The sequence below is a fragment of the Sphingomonas sp. P4_D12 genome, assembly GCF_056401895.1.
On sequence record NZ_JBFUIL010000005.1, the window covers coordinates 76,170 to 100,174 of the forward strand.

Annotated in this window: 27 protein-coding genes and 1 tRNA gene; 19 read left to right on the top strand and 9 right to left on the bottom strand. The window is 64.8% G+C overall.

Features of this window, described 5'->3' with window-relative positions:
• Positions 1–32 precede the first annotated feature (32 nt).
• The 5 genes from radA to AC1DSD_RS10455 are packed head-to-tail and all read left to right on the top strand — an operon-like array spanning position 33 to position 4,722.
• On the top strand, positions 33–1,403 hold the full coding sequence (gene radA / locus AC1DSD_RS10435; RefSeq protein ID WP_478029961.1) for a DNA repair protein RadA: 1,371 nt from the start codon (positions 33–35) through the stop codon (positions 1,401–1,403).
• Between the two features lie 14 nt (positions 1,404–1,417).
• Positions 1,418–2,059 (top strand): CvpA family protein, encoded by a 642-nt coding sequence (locus AC1DSD_RS10440; protein WP_478029962.1) that lies wholly within the window; start codon positions 1,418–1,420, stop codon positions 2,057–2,059.
• A 52-nt stretch (positions 2,060–2,111) separates the two neighbouring features.
• Positions 2,112–2,552, top strand: coding sequence for an iron-sulfur cluster assembly scaffold protein (locus AC1DSD_RS10445; protein WP_478030461.1), 441 nt, complete (start codon positions 2,112–2,114; stop codon positions 2,550–2,552).
• Positions 2,552–4,387, top strand: coding sequence for a cation:proton antiporter domain-containing protein (locus tag AC1DSD_RS10450; protein ID WP_478029963.1), 1,836 nt, complete (start codon positions 2,552–2,554; stop codon positions 4,385–4,387). The genes AC1DSD_RS10445 and AC1DSD_RS10450 overlap by 1 nt, the downstream gene beginning before the upstream one ends.
• Positions 4,384–4,722: a DUF423 domain-containing protein gene (locus AC1DSD_RS10455; protein ID WP_478029964.1), complete on the top strand. Its 339-nt coding sequence runs from the start codon at positions 4,384–4,386 to the stop codon at positions 4,720–4,722. The genes AC1DSD_RS10450 and AC1DSD_RS10455 overlap by 4 nt, the downstream gene beginning before the upstream one ends.
• A gap of 175 nt (positions 4,723–4,897) precedes the next feature.
• Here AC1DSD_RS10455 and AC1DSD_RS10460 read toward each other — a convergent pair whose 3' ends face one another.
• Genes AC1DSD_RS10460 through AC1DSD_RS10470 form a run of 3 tightly spaced genes read right to left on the bottom strand, consistent with a single transcriptional unit; the run spans position 4,898 to position 6,959 of the window.
• Positions 4,898–5,329 (bottom strand): hypothetical protein, encoded by a 432-nt coding sequence (locus AC1DSD_RS10460; protein ID WP_478029965.1) that lies wholly within the window; start codon positions 5,327–5,329, stop codon positions 4,898–4,900.
• Positions 5,326–6,423: a 3-dehydroquinate synthase gene (gene aroB, locus AC1DSD_RS10465; RefSeq protein ID WP_478029966.1), complete on the bottom strand. Its 1,098-nt coding sequence runs from the start codon at positions 6,421–6,423 to the stop codon at positions 5,326–5,328. The genes AC1DSD_RS10460 and aroB overlap by 4 nt, the downstream gene beginning before the upstream one ends.
• A complete protein-coding gene (locus AC1DSD_RS10470; protein WP_478029967.1) occupies positions 6,420–6,959 on the bottom strand; it encodes a shikimate kinase in 540 nt (179 codons plus the stop codon). The genes aroB and AC1DSD_RS10470 overlap by 4 nt, the downstream gene beginning before the upstream one ends.
• 100 nt (positions 6,960–7,059) lie before the next feature.
• On the opposite strand from AC1DSD_RS10470, the gene AC1DSD_RS10475 reads away from it, so the two are divergent.
• The 4 genes from AC1DSD_RS10475 (at position 7,060) to AC1DSD_RS10490 (ending at position 11,138) form a co-directional block, all read left to right on the top strand.
• Positions 7,060–7,197 carry a hypothetical protein gene (locus AC1DSD_RS10475; protein ID WP_478029968.1) on the top strand — a complete coding sequence of 46 codons (138 nt, stop codon included), beginning with the start codon at positions 7,060–7,062 and terminating at the stop codon, positions 7,195–7,197.
• Positions 7,178–8,998 (top strand): hypothetical protein, encoded by a 1,821-nt coding sequence (locus AC1DSD_RS10480; protein ID WP_478029969.1) that lies wholly within the window; start codon positions 7,178–7,180, stop codon positions 8,996–8,998. Before AC1DSD_RS10475 ends, AC1DSD_RS10480 begins: the two co-directional genes overlap by 20 nt.
• Before the next feature lie 269 nt (positions 8,999–9,267).
• Entirely contained in the window at positions 9,268–10,179 is a 912-nt protein-coding gene (locus tag AC1DSD_RS10485; protein ID WP_478029970.1) for a tyrosine-type recombinase/integrase, read from the top strand.
• 11 nt (positions 10,180–10,190) lie between these two features.
• Positions 10,191–11,138 (top strand): acetyl-CoA carboxylase carboxyltransferase subunit alpha, encoded by a 948-nt coding sequence (locus AC1DSD_RS10490; protein WP_478029971.1) that lies wholly within the window; start codon positions 10,191–10,193, stop codon positions 11,136–11,138.
• Positions 11,139–11,357: 219 nt separating this feature from the next.
• On the opposite strand, the gene AC1DSD_RS10495 is transcribed toward AC1DSD_RS10490, so the two are convergent.
• Positions 11,358–11,525: a Flp family type IVb pilin gene (locus tag AC1DSD_RS10495; protein WP_066590201.1), complete on the bottom strand. Its 168-nt coding sequence runs from the start codon at positions 11,523–11,525 to the stop codon at positions 11,358–11,360.
• A gap of 136 nt (positions 11,526–11,661) precedes the next feature.
• Positions 11,662–11,835, bottom strand: a complete 174-nt coding sequence (locus AC1DSD_RS10500) for a Flp family type IVb pilin (protein ID WP_478029972.1) — start codon at positions 11,833–11,835, stop codon at positions 11,662–11,664.
• Positions 11,836–11,927: 92 nt separating this feature from the next.
• Between AC1DSD_RS10500 and AC1DSD_RS10505 the strand changes: the two genes are divergently transcribed.
• Positions 11,928–12,332, top strand: coding sequence for a (deoxy)nucleoside triphosphate pyrophosphohydrolase (locus AC1DSD_RS10505; protein WP_478029973.1), 405 nt, complete (start codon positions 11,928–11,930; stop codon positions 12,330–12,332).
• On the opposite strand, the gene AC1DSD_RS10510 is transcribed toward AC1DSD_RS10505, so the two are convergent.
• Positions 12,303–13,139: a methyltransferase domain-containing protein gene (locus tag AC1DSD_RS10510; RefSeq protein WP_478029974.1), complete on the bottom strand. Its 837-nt coding sequence runs from the start codon at positions 13,137–13,139 to the stop codon at positions 12,303–12,305. The two genes, AC1DSD_RS10505 and AC1DSD_RS10510, sit on opposite strands and share 30 nt — an antisense overlap.
• Positions 13,140–13,183: 44 nt before the next feature.
• Here AC1DSD_RS10510 and AC1DSD_RS10515 point away from each other — a divergent pair, with 44 nt between their 5' ends.
• The 5 genes from AC1DSD_RS10515 to AC1DSD_RS10535 all read left to right on the top strand — a co-directional run bounded on the left by AC1DSD_RS10515 (position 13,184) and on the right by AC1DSD_RS10535 (position 15,558).
• Complete coding sequence (locus AC1DSD_RS10515) at positions 13,184–13,900, top strand: ComF family protein (protein WP_478029975.1); 717 nt, start codon at positions 13,184–13,186, stop codon at positions 13,898–13,900.
• Positions 13,901–13,934: 34 nt separating this feature from the next.
• On the top strand, positions 13,935–14,192 hold the full coding sequence (gene grxC / locus AC1DSD_RS10520; protein WP_478029976.1) for a glutaredoxin 3: 258 nt from the start codon (positions 13,935–13,937) through the stop codon (positions 14,190–14,192).
• Complete coding sequence (locus tag AC1DSD_RS10525; protein WP_478029977.1) at positions 14,189–15,022, top strand: carbon-nitrogen hydrolase family protein; 834 nt, start codon at positions 14,189–14,191, stop codon at positions 15,020–15,022. The genes grxC and AC1DSD_RS10525 overlap by 4 nt, the downstream gene beginning before the upstream one ends.
• The gene (locus AC1DSD_RS10530) at positions 15,019–15,447 is read left to right on the top strand and encodes a DUF1178 family protein (protein WP_478029978.1); all 429 of its coding nucleotides are present in this window, start codon (positions 15,019–15,021) and stop codon (positions 15,445–15,447) included. The genes AC1DSD_RS10525 and AC1DSD_RS10530 overlap by 4 nt, the downstream gene beginning before the upstream one ends.
• 34 nt (positions 15,448–15,481) lie before the next feature.
• Positions 15,482–15,558 (top strand) — tRNA-Arg (locus AC1DSD_RS10535).
• Between the two features lie 695 nt (positions 15,559–16,253).
• Here the strand turns inward: AC1DSD_RS10535 and AC1DSD_RS10540 are convergent.
• A complete protein-coding gene (locus tag AC1DSD_RS10540) occupies positions 16,254–16,946 on the bottom strand; it encodes a helix-turn-helix transcriptional regulator (RefSeq protein ID WP_478029979.1) in 693 nt (230 codons plus the stop codon).
• A gap of 118 nt (positions 16,947–17,064) precedes the next feature.
• Between AC1DSD_RS10540 and AC1DSD_RS10545 the strand changes: the two genes are divergently transcribed.
• Positions 17,065–17,697, top strand: a complete 633-nt coding sequence (locus tag AC1DSD_RS10545) for a glutathione S-transferase family protein (RefSeq protein WP_478029980.1) — start codon at positions 17,065–17,067, stop codon at positions 17,695–17,697.
• A 67-nt stretch (positions 17,698–17,764) separates the two neighbouring features.
• Here the strand turns inward: AC1DSD_RS10545 and AC1DSD_RS10550 are convergent, their stop codons facing one another.
• Positions 17,765–18,025: an SWIB/MDM2 domain-containing protein gene (locus AC1DSD_RS10550; RefSeq protein ID WP_478029981.1), complete on the bottom strand. Its 261-nt coding sequence runs from the start codon at positions 18,023–18,025 to the stop codon at positions 17,765–17,767.
• A gap of 396 nt (positions 18,026–18,421) precedes the next feature.
• Here AC1DSD_RS10550 and AC1DSD_RS10555 point away from each other — a divergent pair, with 396 nt between their 5' ends.
• From AC1DSD_RS10555 to fghA, 3 genes are read left to right on the top strand one after another with little or no spacing between them, the layout of a single operon-like run.
• A complete protein-coding gene (locus AC1DSD_RS10555) occupies positions 18,422–19,531 on the top strand; it encodes an S-(hydroxymethyl)glutathione dehydrogenase/class III alcohol dehydrogenase (protein ID WP_478029982.1) in 1,110 nt (369 codons plus the stop codon).
• A 33-nt stretch (positions 19,532–19,564) separates the two neighbouring features.
• Complete coding sequence (locus AC1DSD_RS10560; protein ID WP_478029983.1) at positions 19,565–19,945, top strand: VOC family protein; 381 nt, start codon at positions 19,565–19,567, stop codon at positions 19,943–19,945.
• Between the two features lie 4 nt (positions 19,946–19,949).
• Complete coding sequence (gene fghA, locus AC1DSD_RS10565) at positions 19,950–20,789, top strand: S-formylglutathione hydrolase (RefSeq protein ID WP_478029984.1); 840 nt, start codon at positions 19,950–19,952, stop codon at positions 20,787–20,789.
• 149 nt (positions 20,790–20,938) lie between these two features.
• Here the strand turns inward: fghA and AC1DSD_RS10570 are convergent, their stop codons facing one another.
• Positions 20,939–23,881: a TonB-dependent receptor gene (locus AC1DSD_RS10570; protein ID WP_478029985.1), complete on the bottom strand. Its 2,943-nt coding sequence runs from the start codon at positions 23,879–23,881 to the stop codon at positions 20,939–20,941.
• Between the last annotated feature and the right edge of the window lie 124 nt (positions 23,882–24,005).

The window sequence follows — 24,005 nt, forward strand, 5'->3', positions numbered from 1 at the left end:
CTAATCGTTCCGTTTCGGATAAACACCGCGCCATGGCCAAACCTCAGAAACGGTACGTCTGTCAGGCTTGCGGATCGGTCGCGACCCGGTGGCAGGGGCAGTGCGTTGATTGTAGCGAATGGAACACGTTGGTCGAGGAGGTCGGCGGCAATGTCACGCCGTTCCAGGCCAAGCATAATCTGCAATCGGGCGGGCGGGCGATCGCGCTGATCGGGCTCGATGCCGAAGTGACGCTGCCCGATCGCCTGGTGACGGGGATCGCCGAACTCGATCGTGCGCTGGGTGGCGGATTCGTCGAAGGATCGGCGACCTTGATCGGCGGCGATCCGGGGATCGGTAAGTCGACGCTGTTGCTGCAGGCGGCGGCGTGTCTGGCGCGGCGCGGCGAGCGTGTCGTCTATGTGTCGGGTGAGGAAGCGGCCGATCAGGTGCGGCTGCGCGCGCGCCGCCTCGGGCTGGGCGACGCTCCGGTCGAACTGGGCGCCGCGACATCGACTCGCGATATCCTGACGACCCTGGGGCAGGGGCCGCGGCCGGCGTTGCTGGTGATCGATTCGATCCAGACGATGCATTCGGACTTGATCGAGGGCGCGCCGGGGACGGTCAGTCAGGTGCGCGCGTCGGCCCAGGAATTGATTCGCTTCGCCAAGGAACGCGGCAGCGCGGTGGTGCTGGTCGGGCATGTCACCAAGGACGGCAGCATCGCCGGCCCGCGCGTGCTCGAGCACATGGTCGACACCGTGCTCAGCTTCGAGGGCGAGCGCAGCCACCAATATCGCATCCTGCGCGCGATCAAGAACCGTTTCGGTGGGACGGACGAGATCGGTGTATTTTCGATGGAGACGTCGGGCCTGAACGAGGTCGCCAACCCGTCGGCCTTGTTCCTGACCCATCGCGAGGACGGAATGACCGGCGCGACCGTCTTCCCCGCGCTGGAGGGCACGCGCCCGGTCCTGGTCGAGATCCAGGCGCTGGTCGTCCGGCTCGCTTCGGGCGCGACGCCGCGGCGCGCGGTGGTCGGCTGGGATTCGGGCCGGCTGGCGATGATCCTGGCAGTGCTCGAGGCGCGGTGCGGGCTCAGCTTCTCGACCTGCGAAGTCTATCTCAACATTGCCGGCGGTTATCGCGTGCAGGATCCGGCGGCGGACCTTGCCGTCGCGGCGGCGTTGATCTCGGCCCTGAGCGAGCGGCCGGTGCCGGCCGATGCGGTCGCGTTCGGCGAGATCGCGCTGTCGGGCGAAGTCCGCCCGGTCGCGCATGCGCCGCTCAGGATGAAGGAGGCCGCCAAGCTGGGGTTCGACCGCGCGCTGGGGCCCGCATCGACCAAGAGCGAGAGCGGAATCAAGATCAGTGGTTTCCGCACGCTCGGTCAACTCGTTGACCATATGCTGGGTCGGGGCTAGCTGTCGGACCGGGTATGGGGCTGACTGGATTAGATATCGCCGTCCTTCTGGGCGTTGGCGCAGCCGCGGCGCTCGGCTGGTGGCGCGGTTTCGTGACCGAGGTTCTGTCGCTGCTCGCCTGGGTGCTCGTGGTGTTCGCGCTCAAGGCGCTGCACACGCCCGCGACCGCCGCATTGACCGGTATTGTCGGGACGAGTTCGGGCGCCGCTATCCTCGCCTTCGCGTTGATCGCGGGAATTGCCTATTTCGGCGGGCGGATGCTCGCGCGTGCGATGGGCCAGCGCACCAAGCAATCGATCCTGGGGCCGCTCGACCGCGCGATGGGATTCGGGTTCGGCGCGCTCAAGGGCCTGATTCTCGCCAGCCTCGCCTTCCTGCTGCTGGTCTTGGTCTACGATACGATCGACGGCGGCCCGAAGCTGCGCCCGGCCTGGCTGACCAAGTCCCGCACCTATCCGTTGCTCAATGCGACCAGTGCGTTCGTCGCCGACTTCGTCGCCAAGCGGCGCAAGGGGCAGCCGATGTTCGGCAGCGACAATGCGAGCGACACCACCGCCAACGCCGACGATGCAGCGGAGCCGGGTAATACGGGCGGTGCCATCGTCACCAACAAGGCCGGCAAGGCGGGGCCGCATCGTTCACATTCTGCGCGCTAATTGGGCCGAAGGGGTCGCGCTTTTCGTTACGCTCGCCTACATGGCCGTCAGGATGAACGCGCCGCTCTACAACACTGAAATCCTGCGGCTCGCGGCGTCGATTCCGCATCATCGGCGCCTCGCCGATCCGATGGGATCGAGCGAGAAACGCTCTCCGATCTGCGGCAGCCGCGTGACCGTCGACGTCAATCTGGCCGCTGGTCGCGTCAGTGAGGTCGGGATGCTGGTGCGTGCCTGCGCGCTGGGCCAAGCCTCGTCCTCGCTACTTGCCGCCAATATCCTCGGCAAGAGCCCGGCCGAACTCGCAACGGCGCGCGACGAGCTGACGGCATGGCTGGCGGGAGAAGGCCCGGCGCCGGGCTGGCCCGATCTCGACATCTTCACCCCCGCGCTGACGGTCACCGCGCGCCATCCCTCGATTCGCCTGGCGTTCGAGGCGGCGGCGGAAGCGGCGGCGATCGCGGCCGCTTCGACCACCGGAAACGACTCCTGATGCACGGCGCATCGATGCTCCGCGACGGCGTCGTCATGCTCGGCGTCGGGATGGTGTTCGTTCTGTTGTTCCGCCGTCTCGGCCTGGGCGCGACCTTGGGCTTCCTCGTCGCCGGCGCGTTGATCGGACCACAAGCGCTCAATTTGATCGGGGACGCCCAAGGGAAGATCAGCGTCGCCGAGCTCGGCATCACGCTGCTGCTGTTCATCGTCGGGCTCGAACTCAATTTGTCGCGCCTGTGGAAGATGAAGCAGGACATTTTCGCGATCGGCCTGATCCAGGTGCTGACCTGCGGTCTGGCGATCACTTTGATCGTCCACGGCATCGCCGGCTTTTCATGGCAGGCCGCTTTGGTCCTCGGCCTGCCGCTAGCCCTGTCGTCGACCGCGCAGGTGCTGCCGATGCTGCAATCGGCCGGGCGGTTGCGCACCCCGTTCGGCGAACGCGCCTTCGCGGTCCTGCTGTTCCAGGACTTGTCGATCGTCCCGCTGATCACGCTGGTGACGATCCTGTCGCGCAACCCGGCGGATCAGCAGGGGCCGCCGGGCTATCTGCTGTTCATTTACACTGTGCTGGCGATTACCGGGCTGGTGCTGGCGGGCCGGTATCTGTTGCGGCCCTTGTTCCGAGTGATCGGCAATCTCGGCGAGCGCGAGATGTTCGTCTTCGCCGCCTTGTTCACGGTCACCGCATCGGCGGCGGTGATGGAATATCTGCATTTGTCGACTGCCCTGGGCGCGTTCGTCGCGGGCGTAATGCTGGCCGATTCGCCGTATCGCCATGAGCTGGAAGCGGACGTCGAGCCGTTCCGCTCGATCCTGCTCGGGCTGTTCTTCCTGGCGGTCGGCATGTTGCTCGATCTCCAGGTGATTGCCGATCGCCCGTTCTTCGTCATCGGTATGGCGCTGGCGCTAATCGCGACCAAGGCGGCGATCATCTTCGCGATCGGCATGGCGTTCCGCATGAACTGGCGCGGGGCGTTGGCGCTCGGCCTGTTGCTCAGCCAGGGCGGCGAGTTCGGCTTCGTCTTATTCGCGCAGGCGCAACGCGCGTTCCTGATCGAGCCCGCGGCGGTCAGCGTCTTCAGCGCGGTGGTCACCTTGTCGATGGCGACGACGCCGTTCCTGATGATGGTGACCGCGCGATTCCGCGAGGCGCCCCAGGTCACGGGCGATCGCGAGGGGCCGCGCGCCGACGGCGCCAACGCGCTGGTCGTGGGTTATGGACGGTTCGGCCAGACCGTGTCGCAGATGCTGATCGCCGCCGGCGTGCCGGTGACGCTGATCGATACCGATATCGAGATGATCGACGTCGCCGCCGATTTCGGCGCCAAAGTCTATTATGGCGATGGGACCCGGCTCGACCTGCTGCGCCAGGCCGGCGCGAGCGAGGCCGAGCTGATCCTGTTCTGTATCGACGGCGACCAGCTCGACGGCGATTTGATCGAGGGCGTGCATGAAGCTTTTCCCAAGGCTGCGATCTTCGCACGCACCTATGACCGGCGCGCGCTGATCAAACTCAAAGGCTCGCCGATCGCCGGTGTTGTGCGTGAAGTAATGGAATCGGCGATCAAGATGGGCCGCATGGCGATGGCGGCGATCGACATCGATCCGGCCGAAGCCGAGCGCGCCGAGGACATGTATCGTGCCCGCGACAAGGAACGACTGAAGGCGCAATATGAAACCGGCGACGTGCGCGCCGCGCGCGACCGCATCATCACGAGCGACGAGCGCGAGGAGATTTTCGCCGCGACTCGCCGCGAGCTTGCGGTCGACGCCGACGCCGCGTCAGAGCCGGTGGGTGCCGAGGAATTGGGGCGAGGGCAGGAACCATGAACTGGATCGCGATCCTGGCCGCGTTGTCGGGTGCATTGGCGGTCGGTGCGGGCGCTTTCGGCGCCCATGGCGCCTCCGGGCAGGCGGCCGAATGGCTCAAGACCGGCGGGCAATATCAGCTGATCCACGCCGTAGCCGCACTGGTCGCGTTGAAGATGGCGGCGAAAGGTCCGGCGGCATTGTTCGTAATCGGCGGGCTAATCTTTGCCGGGACGCTCTACCTGATGGCGCTGGGCGCTCCGCGCTGGTTCGGTGCGATCACGCCGATCGGCGGGCTGGCCCTGATTGCGGGCTGGCTATGGTTGGCGTGGAGCGTTGCGCGCAGCGGCATGTGATACCGCTCGTCGTGCGGTCTATCTCTAATGCGGCATATCCCTATGGGCGCTCAATCGTCATGCCGGGCTCGTCCCGGCATCCACTGCGCAGCAATACCCATCGGCAATTGGGTTTACGGCACGGTGGATGCCGGGACGAGCCCGGCATGACGGTAAGCCTGATCGTACAGCTCATCTATCGCCGCGTGTCGATCTTCGGCGATGGAGCGGGTGGCGCATAAACGGGGCGAAGTCGCCCCTGACGATCGCGGTACAGATAGCGATCCCCGTCTTCGTCGATCGCATGGGGCGAGATGCGATCGGGCGCCGTTGCGAAATGGTCGGCGATCGCCTCAGCCTCGCGGTCGGAACGCCGGCCGCGACGTACCCAGATGATTCCGATCCAGGCCAACACCGGTCCGGTGACAACGATCGGCGCAATCTGGATTGCCGTCGCCAGCACGTTCCAGCCGTTGCAATCGCTGGCGCACCGCCCGGCCAGCCAGTCGAACAACGCCTGGAGTTCGATTGGTCCGGCAACGCGAATGATCATCAAGACCATCGCCGGCAGATAGACCACGCACCCGAGCGTCAGCAGCGCGATGCGAACGAGGTGCTTCCTGGTCACTGCTCGGCGTCGAGGAATGCCTCGACGTCGGCAAGGTCGACCGAATGGTCGAGATAGGTTCGTCCGATTCCGTGCGCGAGCAGGAAGGGCAGGGTGCCCGCGTCCATCTTCTTGTCGTGGCGCATATGGTCGACCAACGTCGCGCCGCTTGCGGTTATTCCTGCGGCCTTGATCCCGTCGGGCAGGCCGACGGTGCGCAGATGGGCGGCGACGCGCCCGGCATCCTGGCTCGGGCAAAGTCCGCGCCGTGCCGAATAGGCGAAGGCCAGCGCCATGCCCGCTGCGACGCCTTCGCCATGGAGCAAGCGGTCGGAAAACCCCGTCTCCGCTTCCAGCGCATGGCCGAACGTATGGCCAAGATTGAGCAAGGCGCGCTTGCCGGTCGTCTCGCGTTCGTCCTCGGCGACGATCCGCGCCTTGGCACCGACCGAATGCGCGATGGCATGTTCGCGCGCCTCTGGGTCGCCGGCAAGCAGCTTTTCGCCATTCGCCTCGCACCATTCGAAGAAGGCGAAATCGTCGATCAGGCCGTATTTGACCACCTCGGCATAGCCGGCTCGGGTCTCGCGTGTGGGCAAGGTGTCGAGAACGTCGGGATCGATCAGCACCAATCCGGGCTGGTGGAACGCGCCGATCAGATTCTTGCCGGCGTGCGTGTTGATCGCGGTCTTGCCGCCGACCGAACTGTCGACCTGGGAAAGCAAGGTGGTCGGTATCTGGACGAAGCCGCAGCCGCGCTTGACGATCGAACAGGCAAACCCGACCAGATCGCCAATCACGCCACCGCCCAGCGCAATGACATGATCGCCGCGCTCGACGCCGTGCGCGAGCAATTGGTCGGTCACTGCCTCAAGTTGCATCCAGCTTTTGGTCGCTTCCCCGGGGGGTAGCACGATCGCTTCGCTCGCGATGCCGGCGGCGGCGAGCGTGGCCTGCAGCGTGGCGAGATGCGGCGCGACATTGGCGTCACTGACGATCGCCATCGACCTGCCGCGCGACAGCGGCTTCAAATGTTCGGCGGCGCGGCCGAGCAGTCCGCGCTCGATCACGATGTCGTAGCTGCGCGAACCGAGCGAAACGGGAACGATGGTCACAGGCCGAGGGCTTTCAGGATGGCGTTGACGGCCGATTCGTGCGGCGCTTGGTCGCTGGCGATGCGAATCGGTGCCTGCGCATAGATCGGATTGCGCACGGCGGCGAGTTCGTCGAGCACCTCGCGCGGGTTGCGGTTGCGCAGCAAGGGGCGTGTGTCGCGGCGGCCGACGCGTTCGGCCAGGATCCGCGTCGGAGCGTCGAGCCAGATCGCGATCGATTGATCGAGGATCAGCGCGCGCGTCTCATCGTTGATGAACGCGCCGCCGCCGGTGGCGATCACCTTGGGTTTGCCGTCGACCAGGCGAGCGATGACGCGGCGTTCGCCGTCGCGGAAATACGCTTCACCGAATTTTTCGAAAATTTCGCTGACGGACATGCCCGCGGCTTCCTCGATCTCGGTATCGGCGTCCGCGAAGGGCAAATGCAGCCGCGCCGCGAGGCGGCGGCCGACGGTCGACTTGCCGACGCCCATCAACCCGACGAGCACGATCGGCTTGCCGGTCCAGGAAAGAAAAGGAGGAGCGCTTTGCAACATGGGTTTGGGGGCTATACAGCGCACCGCACGCTCGGGCACAAGCGCCGAGCCGGGCGGCGTGCCGGTTTGAACGCCGAAAGACTGTAGAGGTTATTGTCGCATGTCGCGAATGTTGGTGGTGCTGATCGTCGTGCTGGTGCTGTTGGTGGGCGGAATGTTCTTCTTGTCGAGCCGAGCGCACGACACGCAGCAGACCCGGGTGGAAAAGGCTGTCTCGCTTGCGAATCTCCAAGGCTAGCGCCGGCGCGTCAGCGCTGGCGATAGCGCTGCTCGCCGCGGGCGGCGTCGCGCTCGCGCAGAAAAAGCCCGAATCGATCCTGCCGCCAGGGTTCGACCAGCCGGTCGCGCCTGCTCCCGCGCCGCGCCCATCGCCGCGCGCCTCGACTCCCGCGCCGACACCGGCGCCCGCGCCCGCGCCGACGACGGCTCCCGCTGTGGGCGCCGCACCGACGGCCAGCCCGGCCGCTCCGGCGATGCCATTACCCACGCCTGCTGCCACCGATCCGGTGACCGGGCTGTCGATCGCGGCGCCGACGCCGACCGCGACCCCTGGCCCAGTGCGTTACACCTTGCCTGAATCGTCGCGCCGCAATCTGGCGATGATCGGCATCCTGCCGACCGCCGAGCGGATGATGGATCCCGCCGCGTTCGGTAATGCCGATGGCCGGTACATCGAGCGGCTGATGCGCGACACGCGCGCGCCGATCGCCTCGCGTTGGGTGTCGATCGCCCTGCGCCGGCTGTTGCTGCAGCCGATCAGTACACCGCGCAACGTCAACGGCGCCGATTTCGCGGCCGAGCGTGCCTGGCTGTTGCTGCGGATGGGCGAATCGGTCGGCGCGCGCGCGATGGTTCAGTCGGTCGACCCGCAGGATTACACGCCCAAACTCTATCAGGTCGCGATGCAGGCCGCGTTGGCGACCGGCGATGTCGGTGCGATGTGTCCCTTGGCCAATGATGCGATCAAGGTGTCGAGCGAGCCGAGCTGGGTGCTGGCGCGCGCGATGTGCGCTTCTCTATCCTCGACGCCGAGCCAGGCGACGCCGCTGATGAACCAGGCCAAGCGCGTCGCCGCGGGTATTGATCTGGCATTGGCGCAGAAGATCGCCGGGCGCGGGTCGAGCAAGGGCGACGTGGTGATCGAATGGGACGGCGTCAGCAATATCAATACGTGGCGCTACGGACTTGCGATGGCTGCGGGCGAAAAAATTCCCGACGCGCTGTTTGAGGGGACCGGCCCGCAGATGCGCTATTGGCAAGTGTTGGCGCCTCAGGAAACGCCGGTCGAACGGTCGCAATTTGCCGATCAGGCGGCTGCCCAGGGTGTCCTCTCCAACCTCGCCTTGGTCGATCTCTACGGTCTGATCGATGCGGGCGACGATCAGGGCAATCCGGCCAACGGCGTCGCCAGCGATTTGCGCACCGCCTATACGGGCGGATCGCGCGATGCCCGGCTCGGCGCGCTGCGTGGGCTATGGGGCCAGAATGTTGACGGCCTGGCGGGCTATGGCCGGCTGGTGCTGACGGCGCGCGCGGCAAAACGCATTCCGGTCGCAGCCAAGACCGATGGCAGCGATCAGCTGGTCGCCTCGATGCTCAGCGCCGGGCTCGATCGCTCGGCGGCGCGCTGGCGTGGCGCGGTGGCGCGTGGCAGCCTGGGCTGGGCGCTGATCCTGGTGTCCAATCCCGACAATAACGCACGATACGGATCGGGAGAGGTCGGCGCGTTTTCGGGCGACGCCGACAAGCAGCGAATGTTCGCGGCCGGGTTGGCTGGGCTCGCCAGGCTCGATCCAGCGGTGGCGCAAAGCTATGGGGCCGATGTGCAGGGGGACAACAAATGGACCCGCGCGATCGACCGTGCCGCGGCGGAAGGCCGCCCTGGTGAGGTGTTAGTGCTGAGCGCTGTCGGGCTGCAGACGCCGGATTGGCGCGGCGTATCCCCCGCGGCCTTGTTCCATATCGTCAATGCGTTGCGGGTCGTGGGTCTGGGAAGCACCGCGCGGATGGTTGCGGCCGAGGCCGTGACGCGGGCCTAGGGTGCAGACCCATTACTAATGAGGATCGAGACAGTCATGTCCGGGATGCTGTGGGAGGAGGAGTGCGAAGAACGGGGGGTTTCCCCCGTTCGAGCGCCCCGACGCGCCACAGGGCCCGGACATGACTGCCGCGAAGCGGTGGGACGAAAAGGGCCGCTGGAGCGGTCGGACGCTTGCCAGATAGGCACCGCTATCTGGCTGCGCGCCCTCTCTCCCAGCGGCCCTTTTCGTCTCCATCTCGACCTCATTAGTAATGGGTCTGCACCCTAATGGCCGCCATCGGCCTTGATGACCGTGCGCTGATCGAGCGCTTTCTCGAGATGCTGGTGGCGGAAGTCGGCGCCGCCAGGAACACCGTTGCTGCCTATGCCAGCGACTTGCGGCTGGCCTCCGAGGCCCTGGACGGACGATTGGTCTCCGCGGAGGTCAAGGACGTCGAACGGCTGGGCAACGGCTGGCGCGATCTTTCGCACGCGACGGTCGCGCGCAAGGCGGCGGCGCTGCGTCGGTTCTTCGCCTTCCTGGCCGATGAGGGCCACCGCGCCGACGACCCTGGCGCCGCCTTGCCGCGACCCGGCGCGCGGCGGCCGCTGCCCAAGGTGCTGAGTCACCAGGATATCGACCGGCTGTTCGCCGCGATCGCCGAGCGGCAAGCGCGAATGCCGCCGGATCCCAACGACCTGCGCCTCTCGGCCTTGATCGAATTGCTTTACGGGTCCGGACTGCGCGCGACCGAACTCGTCTCGCTGCCGCGCAACGCCATCCAGCCCGATCGGCCCTATATCATCCTCAAGGGCAAAGGCGGGCGCGAGCGGCTGGCGCCGGTTTCCGATCGCGCGCGTGCGGCCGTAGCGGCGTGGCGCGCGCATGTCGCGAGCGACCGGCCGTGGTTGTTTCCCTCCGGCAAGACGCATCTGTCGCGCATCCGCCTCTATCAATTGATCAAGGCGCTCGCCGCCGATGCGGGCATCCCGCCTGATCGCGTCAGCCCGCACGTGCTGCGCCACGCCTTCGCCACTCATCTGCTCGAAGGCGGCGCCGACCTGCGCGCGCTCCAGGCGATGCTCGGTCACGCCGATATCGCGACGACCGAAATCTACACGCATGTCGACAGCAAACGGCTGATCGAGCTGGTCAACACTCGCCACCCGCTCGTTGACGTTGCCCCGAGGCGGCCTTAACCCGCCCGGCCATGGCTACCTTCCTTGATTTCGAAAAGCCGATCGCTGAGTTGCAGGGTCGGATCGATGAACTTCGCGATACCGCTTCGGACGGCGCGATCGACATCGATTCCGAGGTCAAGCGGCTGCAGACCAAGTCCGACGCCTTGCTCAAGGCGACCTATGCCAAACTCACCCCGTGGCAGAAGACGCAGGTCGCGCGCCACCAGGATCGCCCGCATTTCGGGGATTATATCGCCGGCCTGTTCGAGGATTTCATGCCGCTGGCCGGCGATCGCGCCTTCGCCGACGATCAGGCGATTCTAGGCGGTTTCGCCACCTTCCGTGGGCAGAAGGTAATGGTGATCGGCCACGAAAAGGGCGACGACACCGCCAGCAGGCTCAAGCACAATTTCGGCATGGGCAAGCCAGAAGGCTATCGCAAGGCGATCCGCCTGATGGAACTCGCCGACCGGTTCGGGCTGCCGGTGCTGACTTTGGTCGACACGTCGGGTGCCTTTCCCGGCGTCCAGGCCGAGGAGCGCGGCCAGGCCGAAGCCATTGCGCGCTCGACCGAGGCATGCCTGAAGCTCGGCGTGCCGATGATCGCGGCGGTGGTCGGGGAAGGCGGATCGGGCGGCGCGATCGCGCTCGCTGCGGGCAATCGCGTGCTGATGTTCGAACACGCGGTCTATTCGGTGATCTCACCCGAAGGCTGCGCGTCGATTCTGTGGCGCACCGCCGACAAGGCGCCCGACGCCGCCGAGGCGATGAAGGTCACCGCGCAGGATTTGAAGGGGCTGGGCGTGATCGACACGATCGTGTCCGAGCCGTTAGGCGGCGCGCATCGCGATCCAGACAAGGCGATTGCGGCGCTGGGCGACGCGATGGCGGACGCGCTGGGCGGGTTGCACAATCTCGGTCCGGACGATCTGCGGCGCGATCGCCGTGACAAATTCCTGGCGATGGGCCGACTCTAAGACTCCGCCTCTCCCGCGCGCGGGAGAGGGAGGGGCCCGCCGCCGAAGGCGGTGGGAGGGTGAGGGTCTTCTTTCTTCTTTTGTGGTTGCGAGCCGCCTGGAAGAAGAAAGAAGACCCTCACCCGGCCTCTCCCGCAAGCGGGAGAGGAGTTCATAACAAAGAAAGGGCGGCGGGACCGAAGTTCCGCCGCCCCTCTTTTCAGCTGTAAGCGTTGGAGCTTACGAAGCCTTCATGTTCGAAGACACGTTGGTGAACGTGGTCTTCAGCTGGTTGCCCAGGCCCTGCATCGCGGCAATCGCAGCGACAGCGATGAGCGCGGCGATCAGGCCGTACTCGATGGCGGTGGCACCCTTCTTGTTGGTGAAAATCTTGCGAACGGTCTTCATATCCGGTCTCCAGTGGTTCGAACTACTTCAGTCACCCGGCTGAACCAGGATATGCCCCCGTCCAGCAGTCCGAATCAGTAGGCCAGGGCGGTTGAGAAAAGCTTAAAGCCGGAATGAAATGTTCCGGATGTCCGAATTAATGTGGGTTCTGGACCTTGTCGGCCACATTATTCCACATGCCGGTTGTCGTGCTGGCCAGCCCTTGCAAAGCGGCGAGCATCGTCAGGACGACCAGCGACAGGATCAGTCCGTACTCGACGGCGGTCGCGCCTCTTCGACTCCTGGCCAGTTGGCGTAGGACATGGATCATCGCTTTTTGCCGCGTACGGCTCCCCAATCTACGTATGATGGTAGGCACGTTTCGTTAACGAATGACCAACGGCGCGGAGGGACGGCACCAAAATGGACTTATTGCCCGTGGTTGCCGTCGCGCTGACCGATGCTCAGGGGCGCGTGCTGATCGCCCAGCGTCCGTTCGACAAGGAGCATGCCGGTTTATGGGAATTTCCCGGCGGCAAGATCGAGCCCGGCGAGTCGCCAGAGGCGGCGCTGGTCCGCGAATTGCGTGAGGAACTGGGCGTTACGGTCGTGGCAGAGCAGCTCGAACCGCTGACGTTCAGCAGCGCCGGTCGGGGAGCGCGCCATCTGCTCCTGCTGCTTTACCGTTGCACAGCCTGGCAAGGTGAGGCGCGCGCGCTAGACGCCGCGGCGATCCGGTGGGTGCTGCCAGCCGCGCTGGCGGATTATGATATGCCGCCAGCGGACCGCCCGTTCGTGTCAGTCCTTGCGGCCGAGCGCGGCGGCTAGTGAGACGGTGGCACTGCCGCGCCGCGCTGGCTTGGGCTGGTCGGGCGAGGGAGCCCAGCCGGTCAGGAAGATCAGGTCGAACCGCTCCGCCGTGCGGCCGTCGGGATCGGCGCGCTCGCCAAACGCTCCGGCGGCCGCGGCCAGCGTGGCCCGAGCGAGCGGCACGCGGCCCCGCAGCACGTTGGTCGCCGCCATGCCGCGCAGATCGCCGATCAGCCGGAACAGGTCGGGATAGCGGACGCTGAGCGTTTCGCTGTCCGCGACCGGCAAAGCGAAGCCGGCTCGGACCAGCAGGTCGCCGGCCGACCGCACGTCGATCATCGGATGAAAGCGGGCGGCGGGACGATCGGCCTCTGCCTGCAGGAAGCTGGCACGCATTGTTGGCAGTGATGTGCCGCCGATGAACGCGCCGAGGAACAAGCCGTCGGGCTTAAGCGCGCGGCGGATCTGGGCCAGCGCGCCGGGCACGTCATTGACATTGTCGAGGACGCCCGCCGAAACGACCAGGTCGAAGCTCTCCGGATCGACTGGCAACAAATCCTCATCCCCCTGGATGCCGCCCGCCTGCGCGGCGAACAGGCGCCCCGCATCGATCCGCGTCACCGCGCTGTTCGGCGGCGGCACGAATGCTCCATCGAAGCAACCGAGATCGAGCACGCGACTGAAGCTGCGCTTTACGCCATTCAACCGTTCAGCAATGCCGTCGAGCATCGCCTCGCGCAGGAAAGCGTGGCTGGCATAGACCGGCGCGGCACGATCTCGGTGGAGGCGCCGTGCCGCGCGATCGAAGATTTCGGGGGAGTCCATCGGCCGCGCTTGTGCCGCCGCGGCGACCGCGCGACAAGAGCGGGATGGGGGTCAAAGAGGTCTTCGCAGATACCGTGTCGCTGGCGCTGCCGCCGCGCTGTCCGGGTTGCGGCGCGGTGGTGAGGGGCGACCACAATTTCTGCGCGGCGTGTTGGGATTCGCTCGATTTCCTCGGCGAACCGTGGTGCGCGACGTGCTGCGCGCCGTTCGAGGTCGACCGCGGGCCCGACGCGCAATGCGGAGCGTGCCTCGCCAAGCCACCAGCGCATGCCGGCGCGCGCGCCGCGGTCGCTTATGGCCCGGTGGCAAAGACCGTCGCGTTACGGCTCAAATATGGCGGCCGGCTCGCCTTCGCGACAACGGCGGCGCGGCTGATGGCGCGACACATGCCTAAGGACGCGACCCTGTTGGTGCCGGTTCCGCTGCATCGCTGGCGGTTATGGGGCAGGGGGTTCAACCAGGCCGCGCTGATCGCCGACGCCTTGTCGGCGGCAAGCGGCGTCCCGCATGATCCGTTGTTGTTGCGCCGCCCGAAGCGAACGCCCGCACTGCGCGGAATGAACCCCCGCCAGCGTCGCGCCGCGGTTCGCGCCGCATTCACTGTCGAACGCCGGATAGAGGAGGGGCACGTCATATTGGTCGATGATGTCTATACTAGCGGCGCGACCGCCGACGCCTGCACGCGCGCGCTGCTCAAGGCGGGTGCCGGCAAAGTCACCATTCTGTGTTGGGCGCGGGTGCTCAGCGACACGTCCGATTGACAAGCCGCCCGACGCTCTCCACCTCTCTCGGACTATGGCCAAGGTAGAAGTCTACACCAAGGCGTGGTGCCCTTATTGCGTGCGAGCGATGAAGTTGCTCGAATCGAAGGGCATCGAGCCGATCGAATATGATGTCACGATGGGTGGCCCCAAAAAGGCCGAGATGATCGACCGCTCCGATGGTCGCATGACGATGCCCCAGATATTCATCGACGGAAAGCATATCGGTGGGTCGGACGATCTCGCCGCGCTCGACGCGCGCGGGGGGCTCGACCCGCTGCTCGCGGCATGACCGCCGCCGGAAAGATCGCGGTCCTTCAGATGACGAGCGGGATCGATCCCGCCGCGAATCGGGCGACGATGGTCGATGCGGTCGCGACCGCCGCGGCGGGTGGCGCGACGATGCTGTTCACGCCGGAAGTGTCCGGACTGGTCGACCGAAATCGCGAGCGTGCGGCGCCGAACCTGTTCAGTGAAGCGGACGACCCCGTGCTGGCGGCGATGCGCATGGCGGCTGCCGATCGCGGCATCTGGGTGCATATCGGGTCGCTGCTGATCCGCCGCGACGACGGCAAGCTGGCCAATCGCGGCTTCGTGATCGATGCGGCGGGCGAGATCCGAGCCCGATACGACAAGCTTCATATGTTCGACGTCGACCTGCCGACCGGCGAGAGCTGGCGCGAATCCGCATCCTATACGCCGGGCGAGGGTGCCGTGGTGGTGACGACGCCGGTCGGCCGCCTGGGCATGTCGATCTGTTACGACATGCGCTTTCCCGATCTCTATCGCGCGCTGACCAACGCCGGGGCGACGATCCTTGCGATGCCCGCGGCGTTCACCCGACCCACCGGCGCGGCGCATTGGCATGTGCTGCTGCGCGCGCGCGCGATCGAGGGCGCCTGTTTCGTCGTCGCCGCCGCGCAAACCGGCGTGCACGAGGATGGCCGCGCGACTTATGGCCATTCGCTCGTGATCGATCCCTGGGGAGAAGTGCTGCTCGACATGGGAGAGGCGCCCGGACTGGGCTTTGCCGAAATCGATCCGGCCTTGCAGGAAGACGTGCGGGCGCGCGTCCCCGCGCTCAAGCATCGGCGTTCGATTCCCGAGGTGGTGCGGGCATGATCGTGTTCGACCTCAAATGCGGCGGCGGGCACGTGTTCGAAGCATGGTTTGGCTCATCGTCGGACTATGACGATCAGCGAGCGCGCGGCCTGGTCAGCTGTCCGATGTGTGGCAATAGCGGGATCGAAAAGGCAGTGATGGCGCCCAATGTCGCGGCCAAGGGCAATCGCCAGGCCGATGCCACTCCTGCCGCGGTGAAGGCGGCGATGGCGACGTTGGCCAAGGCGCAGCAACAGGCGCTGGCCAATTCCGAATGGGTCGGCACCGCCTTCGCCTCGCGAGCCCGGGCGATGCATTCGGGCGAGGAGGACCATGCGGCGATCCACGGCCAGGCCTCGATCGAGGAAGCGAAGGCGCTCGCCGACGAGGGCGTCCCGGTCGCGCCTTTGCCCTTTCCGGTCGTCCCGCCCGAAGCCTGCAATTGACCGGTCCGCATGCGCTCGGTACCAGACCGGGCGTGGTTCCGTAGCTCAGCCGGATAGAGCGCCACTTTCCTAAAGTGGGCGTCGGGGGTTCGAGTCCCTCCGGGACCACCAATCACTTTCGAGTTCGGTTTGTGAGGCTCTGCAGGTTTGCCGATGGTCTGAACAATCAGACGACTCAGTTGTGGACGTGTACCGCAAACGGCATGTCGGGAGCCGATATATGAGAATGGTCTTGTGCTTGCTGCTTGGCCTGATCGCGATGTTCTTCGCATTTATCGGTACAACGATGCCATTGAGGCTCCCCGCGCAGGCTGCGAACGACCGGGCGTACTACGAGCAGTTCAAAGATGCGGCAGCCTCGATTGAAAAAAATCAGCAGGTATCTGCGGAGGAGGTCCTTCGTAGGATTCAGCCGTTCCAAAGCTACCCTTATATTCAATCGTCACCCACGATACCTCTCGATTGTAACCCGTCGTTTAGGAAGGCTCCGACTGACCGCCTGATACTGTCGTTTTGGCGCGGCGAGTGGACGGAGTGCTATGCGATACCCTCAGGACGAACTACCTTGCCCATGAGTGTTTCGGCATATCTGCTATCCGGTCTGGGCATCAGTCTTGCCCTTTACTGGTTGTTTGCTGTGGCCGCGGCTTGGGGAGCGATTCGCTTGCGCCCAAGAAGAAGCGGTTAAATGTTGCCTAGGCCGAACGGCAGCTAAGACCCGAACTCGGACATTCACCAGGGCGAAAAGGTTTGGCCACGTTTCGGGGGTTATCCCGGCGCAATCGTCCGAAGACAAGCCATGCTGGCTACGGCCGCTGCCGCTGCGCGAGCCCGCGCTTCCAGCGCGATCGCAATTCGCCGGGGCGCGCGGGATAGCGTTCGTCGAGAAACTGGGCGGCGACGATGCGGTCGGTGCGGAAGTGGCGGAAATCCTGGCGCAGTTCGCACCAGGCGGCGATCACCCGCGCCTGGTCGAAGAAACCGATGATGACCGGCCAGATCACCCGATCGCTGACCGCTCCGCGTTCGTCACGATAGTCGATGCGGATCTTGCGGCCCTCGCGGATCCAGCTGCGGGCAATTCCCAGGTCGATCGCGTCGGGCGCGGCCTTTAATCGCGGTGGTGTGCCGATCGAGGGATCAGCGATGAACGGCCGCAGGCGCTCGGGCACCACCGACGTAATCTTGGCGATCAAGTCGCGCGCGGCTGCTGCCAGCGCCGGATCGCCGCGTCCGGCCACCCATTGTGCGCCGAGCACGGCGGCCTCGATCTCGTCCGGCGTGAGCATCAGCGGCGGCATGTCGAACGCATCGTCGAGGATATAGCCGAAGCCCGCTTCGCCGCGGATCGGCACGCGCTGGCCGATCAGGTCGGCGACGTCGCGATAGATCGTTCGGACAGAGACTTCGATCTCGGCCGCGATGTCCTGCGCGGTGATCGGGCGTGATGACCGCCGGAGGATCTGGATGATCTGGAACAGCCGATCGGCACGACGCATGACGAAATCTACACCTCCCACTTCCTACTGACAGGATGCTGTCAGGAGGGTGCACTTACAAGCCTTTTCATCGGGCGCGGCGATTTGGCCGCTGCTTCGAAGCGAAGGAGCCGCCGTTATGATTACTCTCTACCACGCCCCGCAATCGCGATCGTCGCGCATGATCTGGCTGCTCGAGGAATTGGGCGTGCCCTATGAGATCCGCCCGGTATCGATCTTTCGGCCGATGACCGGCGAAGGCGTTGGCGATCCCGCCAATCCGCACCCCGACAAGCGCGTGCCCGCGATCGAGCATGACGGTGCATTGGTCGCCGAATCGGTCGCGATCCTGCAATATCTCACCGATGCTTTTCCGAACGCCGGGCTCGGACCGCGTATCGGGACGCCGGAACGCGGCGCTTACCTCACCTGGCTCGCCTGGTATGCCGCCGAAATGGAGCCGGCGATGTTCGCCGCCATGCTGGGCGAACTGGTCGGCGCGCCACGCAAGCAGCGCAGCTATGATGCTGTCCTCGCCAGGCTGGAGCGAGCGCTCGCCAACGGCCCTTACGTGATGGGCAATGATTTCTCGGGTGCGGACTTGCTGATCGGCAGCGCGCTGGCTTTCGCTCGCCACGCTTTCCCGCCGAATGCGGCTATCGACGCCTATATCGAACGCTGTCAGGCACGACCGGCGGCGGAGCGGGCCGGGCTGCTGGACGATGCGTCGGGCATTCAGATCGTGATGACGGCGGAGCCTGTCGCGGCCTGAACGCCTTGCCGACAGCAAAAAGGGCGTCGCACGGTCTCCCGCGCGGCGCCCTTCAGGTCTTTCCGACTTACGCCTTGACGTGCTTCGAGATGTACTTGTTCATCTCGAACATCGTGCACTTGTCGGTGCCGAACACCTTCTTCAGCTTGTCGTCGGCCAGAATCTCACGCTTGTTGGCGGGATTCTGAAGGTTGTTCTTCTTGATGTGGTCCCACACCTTGCTGATCACCTGGCTGCGCGGCAGCGGCGCCGTCCCCACGATCGCGCCCAGCTCGGGCGACGGGGTGACGGGCGCGTGAATTCCGCCGGTCTTGGGTGCAGTAGCCATTGCATTCCTTCCTGTTCATTTGGCCGGTGTTCCGGCCCCAGACTCGTTACGCCTCATGGAGCGCGCGCCTCTTGTGCGCTGCCTTTTTGCGCTTGTCACGCCTTAGGATAGAGCGCGGAGCGACTTTTGACGCCGATATGACATGACCACGATCGGCAGGGCGCTGGTTTGTGCCGGCTCGGCGGGGCGATGAGGGGTGCCGGTGCCAGATCCCGGAACGCGCGATAGTCGGTGTCCGATGCTGTCTCCGCGTATCGTTTCCCGACCCTCCCAACCGCTCGCGCGGCGGCTCGCGCGCGGGCAACGCATACGGTCGTCGAATTCAGGGTATGCTGAAGGTTGCCCCCGCCGCGCGAGCGGTTAGAAGCGGGCGCGACAATTAGGGAGCCGATACCGATGAAGACCCGCGCCGCCGTCGCCTTCGAAGCGAAGAAACCGCTGGAGATTGTCGAGGTCGACCTGGACGGTCCCAAAGCGGGCGAAGTGCTGGTCGAGATCATGGCGACCGGCATCTGCCACACCGACGCTTACACGCTAGATGGTCTTGATTCTGAAGGGATTTTTCCGTCGATTCTCGGTCACGAAGGCGCCGGCATCGTGCGCGAGGTCGGCCCTGGCGTGACCAGCGTGAAGCCCGGCGACCACGTCATTCCGCTGTACACGCCCGAATGCCGGCAGTGCAAAAGCTGCCTGTCGGGCAAGACCAACCTGTGCACGGCGATCCGCGCGACCCAGGGCAAGGGGCTGATGCCCGACGGCACGACGCGCTTTTCGTATAAGGGGCAGCCGATCTTTCATTATATGGGTTGCTCTACCTTTTCGAATTTCACGGTGCTGCCCGAGATCGCCGTGGCGAAGATTCGCGAGGACGCGCCGTTCCAGACGAGCTGCTACATTGGCTGCGGCGTGACCACCGGCGTGGGCGCCGTGGTGAAGACGGCGAAGGTCCAGGCGGGTGACAATGTAATCGTGTTCGGATTGGGTGGAATCGGCCTCAACGTCATCCAGGGCGCCAAAATGGTCGGCGCGGACAAGATTATCGGCGTCGATGTCAACGACTCGAAAGAGGGATGGGGCCGGCGATTCGGCATGACCGACTTCGTCAATCCGAAGAAAGTGGAGGGCGACCTGGTCGCGCACCTGGTCGCGATGACCGATGGCGGTGCCGATTATACGTTCGATGCGACCGGCAATACCGACGTCATGCGCGTCGCGCTCGAGGCGTGCCATCGCGGCTGGGGCACCAGCATCATCATCGGCGTGGCTGAGGCCGGCAAGGAAATCTCGACGCGTCCATTCCAGTTGGTCACCGGACGCAACTGGCGCGGCACCGCGTTCGGCGGCGCCAAGGGCCGCACCGACGTGCCCAAGATCGTCGACTGGTACATGCAGGGCAAGATCGCGATCGATCCGATGATCACGCATGTCCTGAAGCTCGACGAGATCAACAAGGGGTTTGACCTGATGCATGCCGGCGAGAGCATCCGCGCCGTTGTGGTCTTCTGACAAAAAACGTATTCATCTGGGGAGGATAAAGCCATGTTTTCGCACATGATGGTCGGTAGCAACGACCTCGACCGATCGAAGAAATTCTACGACGCGCTGTTCGGCGCGGTCGGTGGGAAAGAGGCCATCGTCGATCCCAAGGGCCGGCTGATGTATTTGCACAATGGCGGCATCTTCATGGTCACCGCGCCGATCGACGGCGCGCCGGCCTGTCACGCCAATGGCGGTACGATCGGCTTTGCGATGGAAACGCCCGAACAGGCGGATGCTTGGCATGCCGCTGGCGTCGCCAATGGCGGCGTCGCGATCGAGGAGGATCCTGGCGTTCGCGAAGGGGCCGGCATGAAATTATACCTCGCCTATCTGCGCGATCCCGACGGCAACAAGCTGTGCGGGCTTCACCGGCTAGGCTAATTGCATGTCGTTGACCGTCAAATCGACCAATCGCGCCTTCGGTGGCGTCCAGGGCGTGTATGAACACGCGTCGGCCGCCACCGGCACGCCGATGGCCTTTTCGGTGTTCGTGCCGGAGCATGAGGCAGGCGCGCGGCTGCCGGTGCTCTGGTATCTGTCGGGGCTGACCTGCACGCACGCCAATGTCACCGAAAAGGGCGAGTTTCGCCGCGCCTGTGCCGAACATGGCGTGATTTTCATCGCCCCCGACACCAGCCCGCGCGGTGACGACGTGCCCGATGACGAGGCTTATGATTTCGGCAAGGGCGCCGGCTTCTATGTCGACGCGACCGAGGCGCCCTGGTCGGCCAATTTCCGGATGCGGTCCTATATCGAGGACGAGCTCCCCGCGCTGATCGCCGCCGAGTTTGCGATGGCCGACATGACACGCCAGGGCATCACCGGCCATTCGATGGGCGGCCACGGCGCGCTGACGATCGCCTTGCGCAACCCGGGGCGCTTCCGCAGCGTGTCGGCCTTCTCGCCGATCGTGTCGCCGCTTCATTGCCCTTGGGGTGCAAAGGCGCTGAGCGGTTATCTCGGTGCCGATCGCGCCGATTGGCGGCCCTATGATGCCTGTGCGCTGATCGACGACGGCGCGCGCCTGTCCGACGTCCTGGTCGATCAGGGCGATGCCGATGCGTTCCTCGCCGATCAGCTCAAACCCGAATTGCTGGCGGACGCCTGCCATCGCGCCGGGATCGACCTCACGCTGCGGATGCAGCCGGGTTATGATCACAGCTATTATTTCATCTCGACCTTCATGGCCGATCATATCGCCTGGCACGCCGCCCGGCTGGGCTAAGCCTTTCCGGCGAAGCAGATTGCCGTCGGGTCGGCAGCGACGACGGCGCGTCTGTTCGCGGTTCCTCGGTCATGATAGCGATCAGGCAAGAAAAAGGCTCCGGGGATGAACCCCGGAGCCTTTGAAATGTGAGGCTGGCGCCTCCGGCGTCAGAACTTGAAGCCGGCAGCGAGACCATAGCGGCGTGGTTCCAGCGTGAAGGCGTTGGTGAACAGACCCGACGACTGGTCGGTCACGTAGAGACCGGTGATCGCGTTGTTATTGGCCACGTTCTGGACGAAGGCGCGAACGTAGAACTTCTCGCTCGGACCGTTCAGCTGAACCTGGGCGTTGATCACTTCATAGCCCTGGATGCGGTTGACGTTGTTGTTGAAGATGCTGCCATAATAGCCGCCGGTATAGGCCAGGTCGACGCGCGGAGTGATGTTCCAGTCGTTGCCGAGTTGACCGGTCCACTGAATGCCCGCCGAGAATTTGTAGTGCGGCGATTGCGGCAGCTCGTTGCCCTTGATGTTCACCGCCACGCCCGACGGCAGCACGGTTACCGGCGCCGCGGTGGCGGCGGCAAAGCCAGTCAGAAGGTCGCAGACGCTGAACGCACCGGTCGTATTGGTGCCGGGGATCGGCGTCGTGCCCTGGAAGTTGCCCGGCTGGGCCGGGATGCCCTGGGCCGCAAAGGCGCCGGCGTTGATCGCCGAGTTCGCCGCGTTGACGAAACCATTCGAGATCGCTGCGTTGCCCGAATTCGATACCACGGCGCAGTTCGAACCGTTGGTGACATCCTTGATGATCACCGCGTCGGCGCGGCCGCCCGACGGATCCTGCGGGTTGCTGAGGAACTTGTCGTTGGAAACCTTGGTGTGCAGGTAGCTCGCCGTCAGGTTGATCAGCACCGAATTGCTCGGCTTGATGATCGCTTCCGCCTCGGCGCCGTAGATATCGGCGTCGACATTGTCGTTGACCGAGGTGCGCGCGACGATGCGGCTCAGCTGGAGCTGCTTGTACTGGTAATAGAAAGCAGTGAGGTTGAGGCGGAGCGTGCCGCCCAGGAAGGTATTTTTCGACCCGATTTCGAACGCGTTGACCGTTTCCGGCCCGAAGGTCAGCGGGACGCTGAACCCAGCCGCCAGCGACGGATTGAGGCCGCCCGATTTATAGCCGCGCGAATAGGATGCGTAGAGCAGGTTGCGCGAGGTGATCTGCCAATCGAGGACCGCGCGGCCGGTCAGGCGCCCGAAGCTGACATTGTTGATTGCCAGTGGCTGGTTGCCCGCGCGTGCAGGATCGGCGTCGTAACAGGCAAAGCCCGGCGCCGAATAGGCGCTCGCCGCGCCCACTGGAACCGGGCAGTTCAGCAGGTTGGTGCGCGACTGATAGTCCTTCTCGTCATGGTTGTAGCGCAGACCGCCGGTCAGCTTCACCTTGCTGCTGAAGTTCACATAGGCTTCCCCAAAGAAGCCGTAGCTCTTCAGATGGTAGAATTCGGAGTCGTTGCGATAGAACGGCGTGCCGAGCACATTGCCGGCTCCCCCGCCGAGCAGACCCGCCGCATAGTCGAGCGCGAACGAGTTCACATAATAGCTGTTGTCAGTGACCTTATAGTCGAGATAGCCGGCACCGGCCAGGAAGTTGAACGGCCCGTCGAGCTTCGACGAGATGATACCTTCTGCGAACCATTGTTTGCCGCGCGCGGTCGAACGGTCGAAGTCGAGGCTGGTCGAAGCGCAGACCTTGTGACCGCTATAGACGCCGGTGCCGGTCGGTTCGGCAAGCGACTGGCAAAGAGTCGAGGTGTTGCCGTTGGGCAGCAGGATGTTGCGGATCGCCAAGTAACCCGGGCCTAGGAGGCCGGCGCCAGCGGCTGCGTTGAAGAGGTTGAGGCCGGGGTTGGTCGCGTAGGAGCGCTCGATGCCGACGTTATAGTCGACCGACGAGTCGGTCATGCCTTCGGTATAGCCGCCATCCAGCTTGAACAGCGCCTTTCCGAAATCCTGCGAGAAGTTGACCAGGACCTGCTTCTCATTGGTTTTGAACGTCGGCAGCGAGTCGATGTTGACCGTGCGCATGTCGGCCGGGTTGACGTAGCCGGTGTAGCTGTCGCCGTCCGAACCATAGACACTGCCCAGCGCGAAACCGGCGAGCGGCGCGGTCGAGGTGCGCAGCCTGAGGAACTGGCTCGACGTCAGTACCGAGGCTAAAGTCGCGTCGCCATTGACCTGCTCGAACCCGAGCCGGTCGGGCAAGCAGCCCAGCACGCCGGTCGGGTCGCGATGGCAGAGTTGTTTCTGGATGCGCGAGCGATCGTCGTTTTCCTTGAAATAATGGGCGACGATGTCGAGCGTCGTGTTCGCGGTCGGCTGGAAGCGCAGCGATACACGGACGTCATACTGGTCGCGGCCATCGATGTTGCTGTTCGTGGACAGGTTCTTGGTGAAACCATCGCGGTTCAGGTAGTAACCCGCGACGCGGACACCGAAGATGTCGCCCAACGGTATGTTGAGCATGCCTTTGACGCGGACGCTGTTGTAATTGCCATATTCGACATCGCCCGAGGCGTGGATGCCCGACAGATCGGGCTTGGCAGTGATGAAATTGATCACGCCACCAGTCGCGTTGCGGCCGAACAGCGTGCCCTGCGGTCCGCGCAGCACTTCGATGCGCTCGACGTCGAAATATTCGTTCTGGAAGATCGGCGAGCCGAGCACTGGCACATCGTTCACGTGGATCGCGGTCGCGGCGTCGCAGGTGACGCCGACGCAGAGGTCGCCGATGCCGCGGATGTTGAACGACGATGACGAGGTGAAGTTGCCCTTGGTGAAGGTAATGTTCGGCAGCGTCAGCTGAAGATCGCTCGTCGTGTTGATCTGCTGTTCTCTCAGCGCCTCGGCGCTGAACGCCGACACCGCGATCGGCACGGTCTGCAGCGTCTCGGACTGGCGCTGGGCAGTGATGACGATGTCGGCGATCTGGTCCTGATCGTCAGCCTGCGGCGCAGCGACCGGCGCTGCGGGTGTGGGTGCATTTTGCGCCATGGCCGGCGTGGCTGCGATCAGCGCGATAGCCGACGCGGCAAGCAGTTCGAATTTCTTCATGGTACATCCCCTCATGCATTCGCCCCGATCTTATGCCGGTTGGCGTGGTTTCCGACGAACTGGCAAGAGCCTAGGTAGCTTGGTCTTGCGGCGTCAATGGGCTTCGGGCACGGAAAACGGCGGG

Excerpts from the sequence above, each read along its gene's own strand:
- AC1DSD_RS10510 (WP_478029974.1), bottom strand. The coding sequence starts at position 13,139 with ATGGACTCCCCCGAAATCTTCGATCGCGCGGCACGGCGCCTCCACCGA.
- AC1DSD_RS10500 (WP_478029972.1), bottom strand. The coding sequence starts at position 11,835 with ATGATCCATGTCCTACGCCAACTGGCCAGGAGTCGAAGAGGCGCGACC.
- AC1DSD_RS10545 (WP_478029980.1), top strand. The coding sequence starts at position 17,065 with ATGATTACTCTCTACCACGCCCCGCAATCGCGATCGTCGCGCATGATC.
- AC1DSD_RS10470 (WP_478029967.1), bottom strand. The coding sequence starts at position 6,959 with ATGTTGCAAAGCGCTCCTCCTTTTCTTTCCTGGACCGGCAAGCCGATC.
- AC1DSD_RS10525 (WP_478029977.1), top strand. The coding sequence starts at position 14,189 with ATGACCGCCGCCGGAAAGATCGCGGTCCTTCAGATGACGAGCGGGATC.
- AC1DSD_RS10495 (WP_066590201.1), bottom strand. The coding sequence starts at position 11,525 with ATGAAGACCGTTCGCAAGATTTTCACCAACAAGAAGGGTGCCACCGCC.
- grxC (WP_478029976.1), top strand. The coding sequence starts at position 13,935 with ATGGCCAAGGTAGAAGTCTACACCAAGGCGTGGTGCCCTTATTGCGTG.
- AC1DSD_RS10505 (WP_478029973.1), top strand. The coding sequence starts at position 11,928 with ATGGACTTATTGCCCGTGGTTGCCGTCGCGCTGACCGATGCTCAGGGG.
- AC1DSD_RS10570 (WP_478029985.1), bottom strand. The coding sequence starts at position 23,881 with ATGAAGAAATTCGAACTGCTTGCCGCGTCGGCTATCGCGCTGATCGCA.
- AC1DSD_RS10475 (WP_478029968.1), top strand. The coding sequence starts at position 7,060 with ATGTCGCGAATGTTGGTGGTGCTGATCGTCGTGCTGGTGCTGTTGGTG.
- AC1DSD_RS10490 (WP_478029971.1), top strand. The coding sequence starts at position 10,191 with ATGGCTACCTTCCTTGATTTCGAAAAGCCGATCGCTGAGTTGCAGGGT.
- AC1DSD_RS10560 (WP_478029983.1), top strand. The coding sequence starts at position 19,565 with ATGTTTTCGCACATGATGGTCGGTAGCAACGACCTCGACCGATCGAAG.
- AC1DSD_RS10550 (WP_478029981.1), bottom strand. The coding sequence starts at position 18,025 with ATGGCTACTGCACCCAAGACCGGCGGAATTCACGCGCCCGTCACCCCG.
- AC1DSD_RS10485 (WP_478029970.1), top strand. The coding sequence starts at position 9,268 with ATGGCCGCCATCGGCCTTGATGACCGTGCGCTGATCGAGCGCTTTCTC.
- AC1DSD_RS10530 (WP_478029978.1), top strand. The coding sequence starts at position 15,019 with ATGATCGTGTTCGACCTCAAATGCGGCGGCGGGCACGTGTTCGAAGCA.
- AC1DSD_RS10440 (WP_478029962.1), top strand. The coding sequence starts at position 1,418 with ATGGGGCTGACTGGATTAGATATCGCCGTCCTTCTGGGCGTTGGCGCA.
- fghA (WP_478029984.1), top strand. The coding sequence starts at position 19,950 with ATGTCGTTGACCGTCAAATCGACCAATCGCGCCTTCGGTGGCGTCCAG.
- AC1DSD_RS10515 (WP_478029975.1), top strand. The coding sequence starts at position 13,184 with ATGGGGGTCAAAGAGGTCTTCGCAGATACCGTGTCGCTGGCGCTGCCG.
- AC1DSD_RS10540 (WP_478029979.1), bottom strand. The coding sequence starts at position 16,946 with ATGCGTCGTGCCGATCGGCTGTTCCAGATCATCCAGATCCTCCGGCGG.
- radA (WP_478029961.1), top strand. The coding sequence starts at position 33 with ATGGCCAAACCTCAGAAACGGTACGTCTGTCAGGCTTGCGGATCGGTC.
- AC1DSD_RS10455 (WP_478029964.1), top strand. The coding sequence starts at position 4,384 with ATGAACTGGATCGCGATCCTGGCCGCGTTGTCGGGTGCATTGGCGGTC.
- AC1DSD_RS10445 (WP_478030461.1), top strand. The coding sequence starts at position 2,112 with ATGAACGCGCCGCTCTACAACACTGAAATCCTGCGGCTCGCGGCGTCG.
- AC1DSD_RS10450 (WP_478029963.1), top strand. The coding sequence starts at position 2,552 with ATGCACGGCGCATCGATGCTCCGCGACGGCGTCGTCATGCTCGGCGTC.
- AC1DSD_RS10555 (WP_478029982.1), top strand. The coding sequence starts at position 18,422 with ATGAAGACCCGCGCCGCCGTCGCCTTCGAAGCGAAGAAACCGCTGGAG.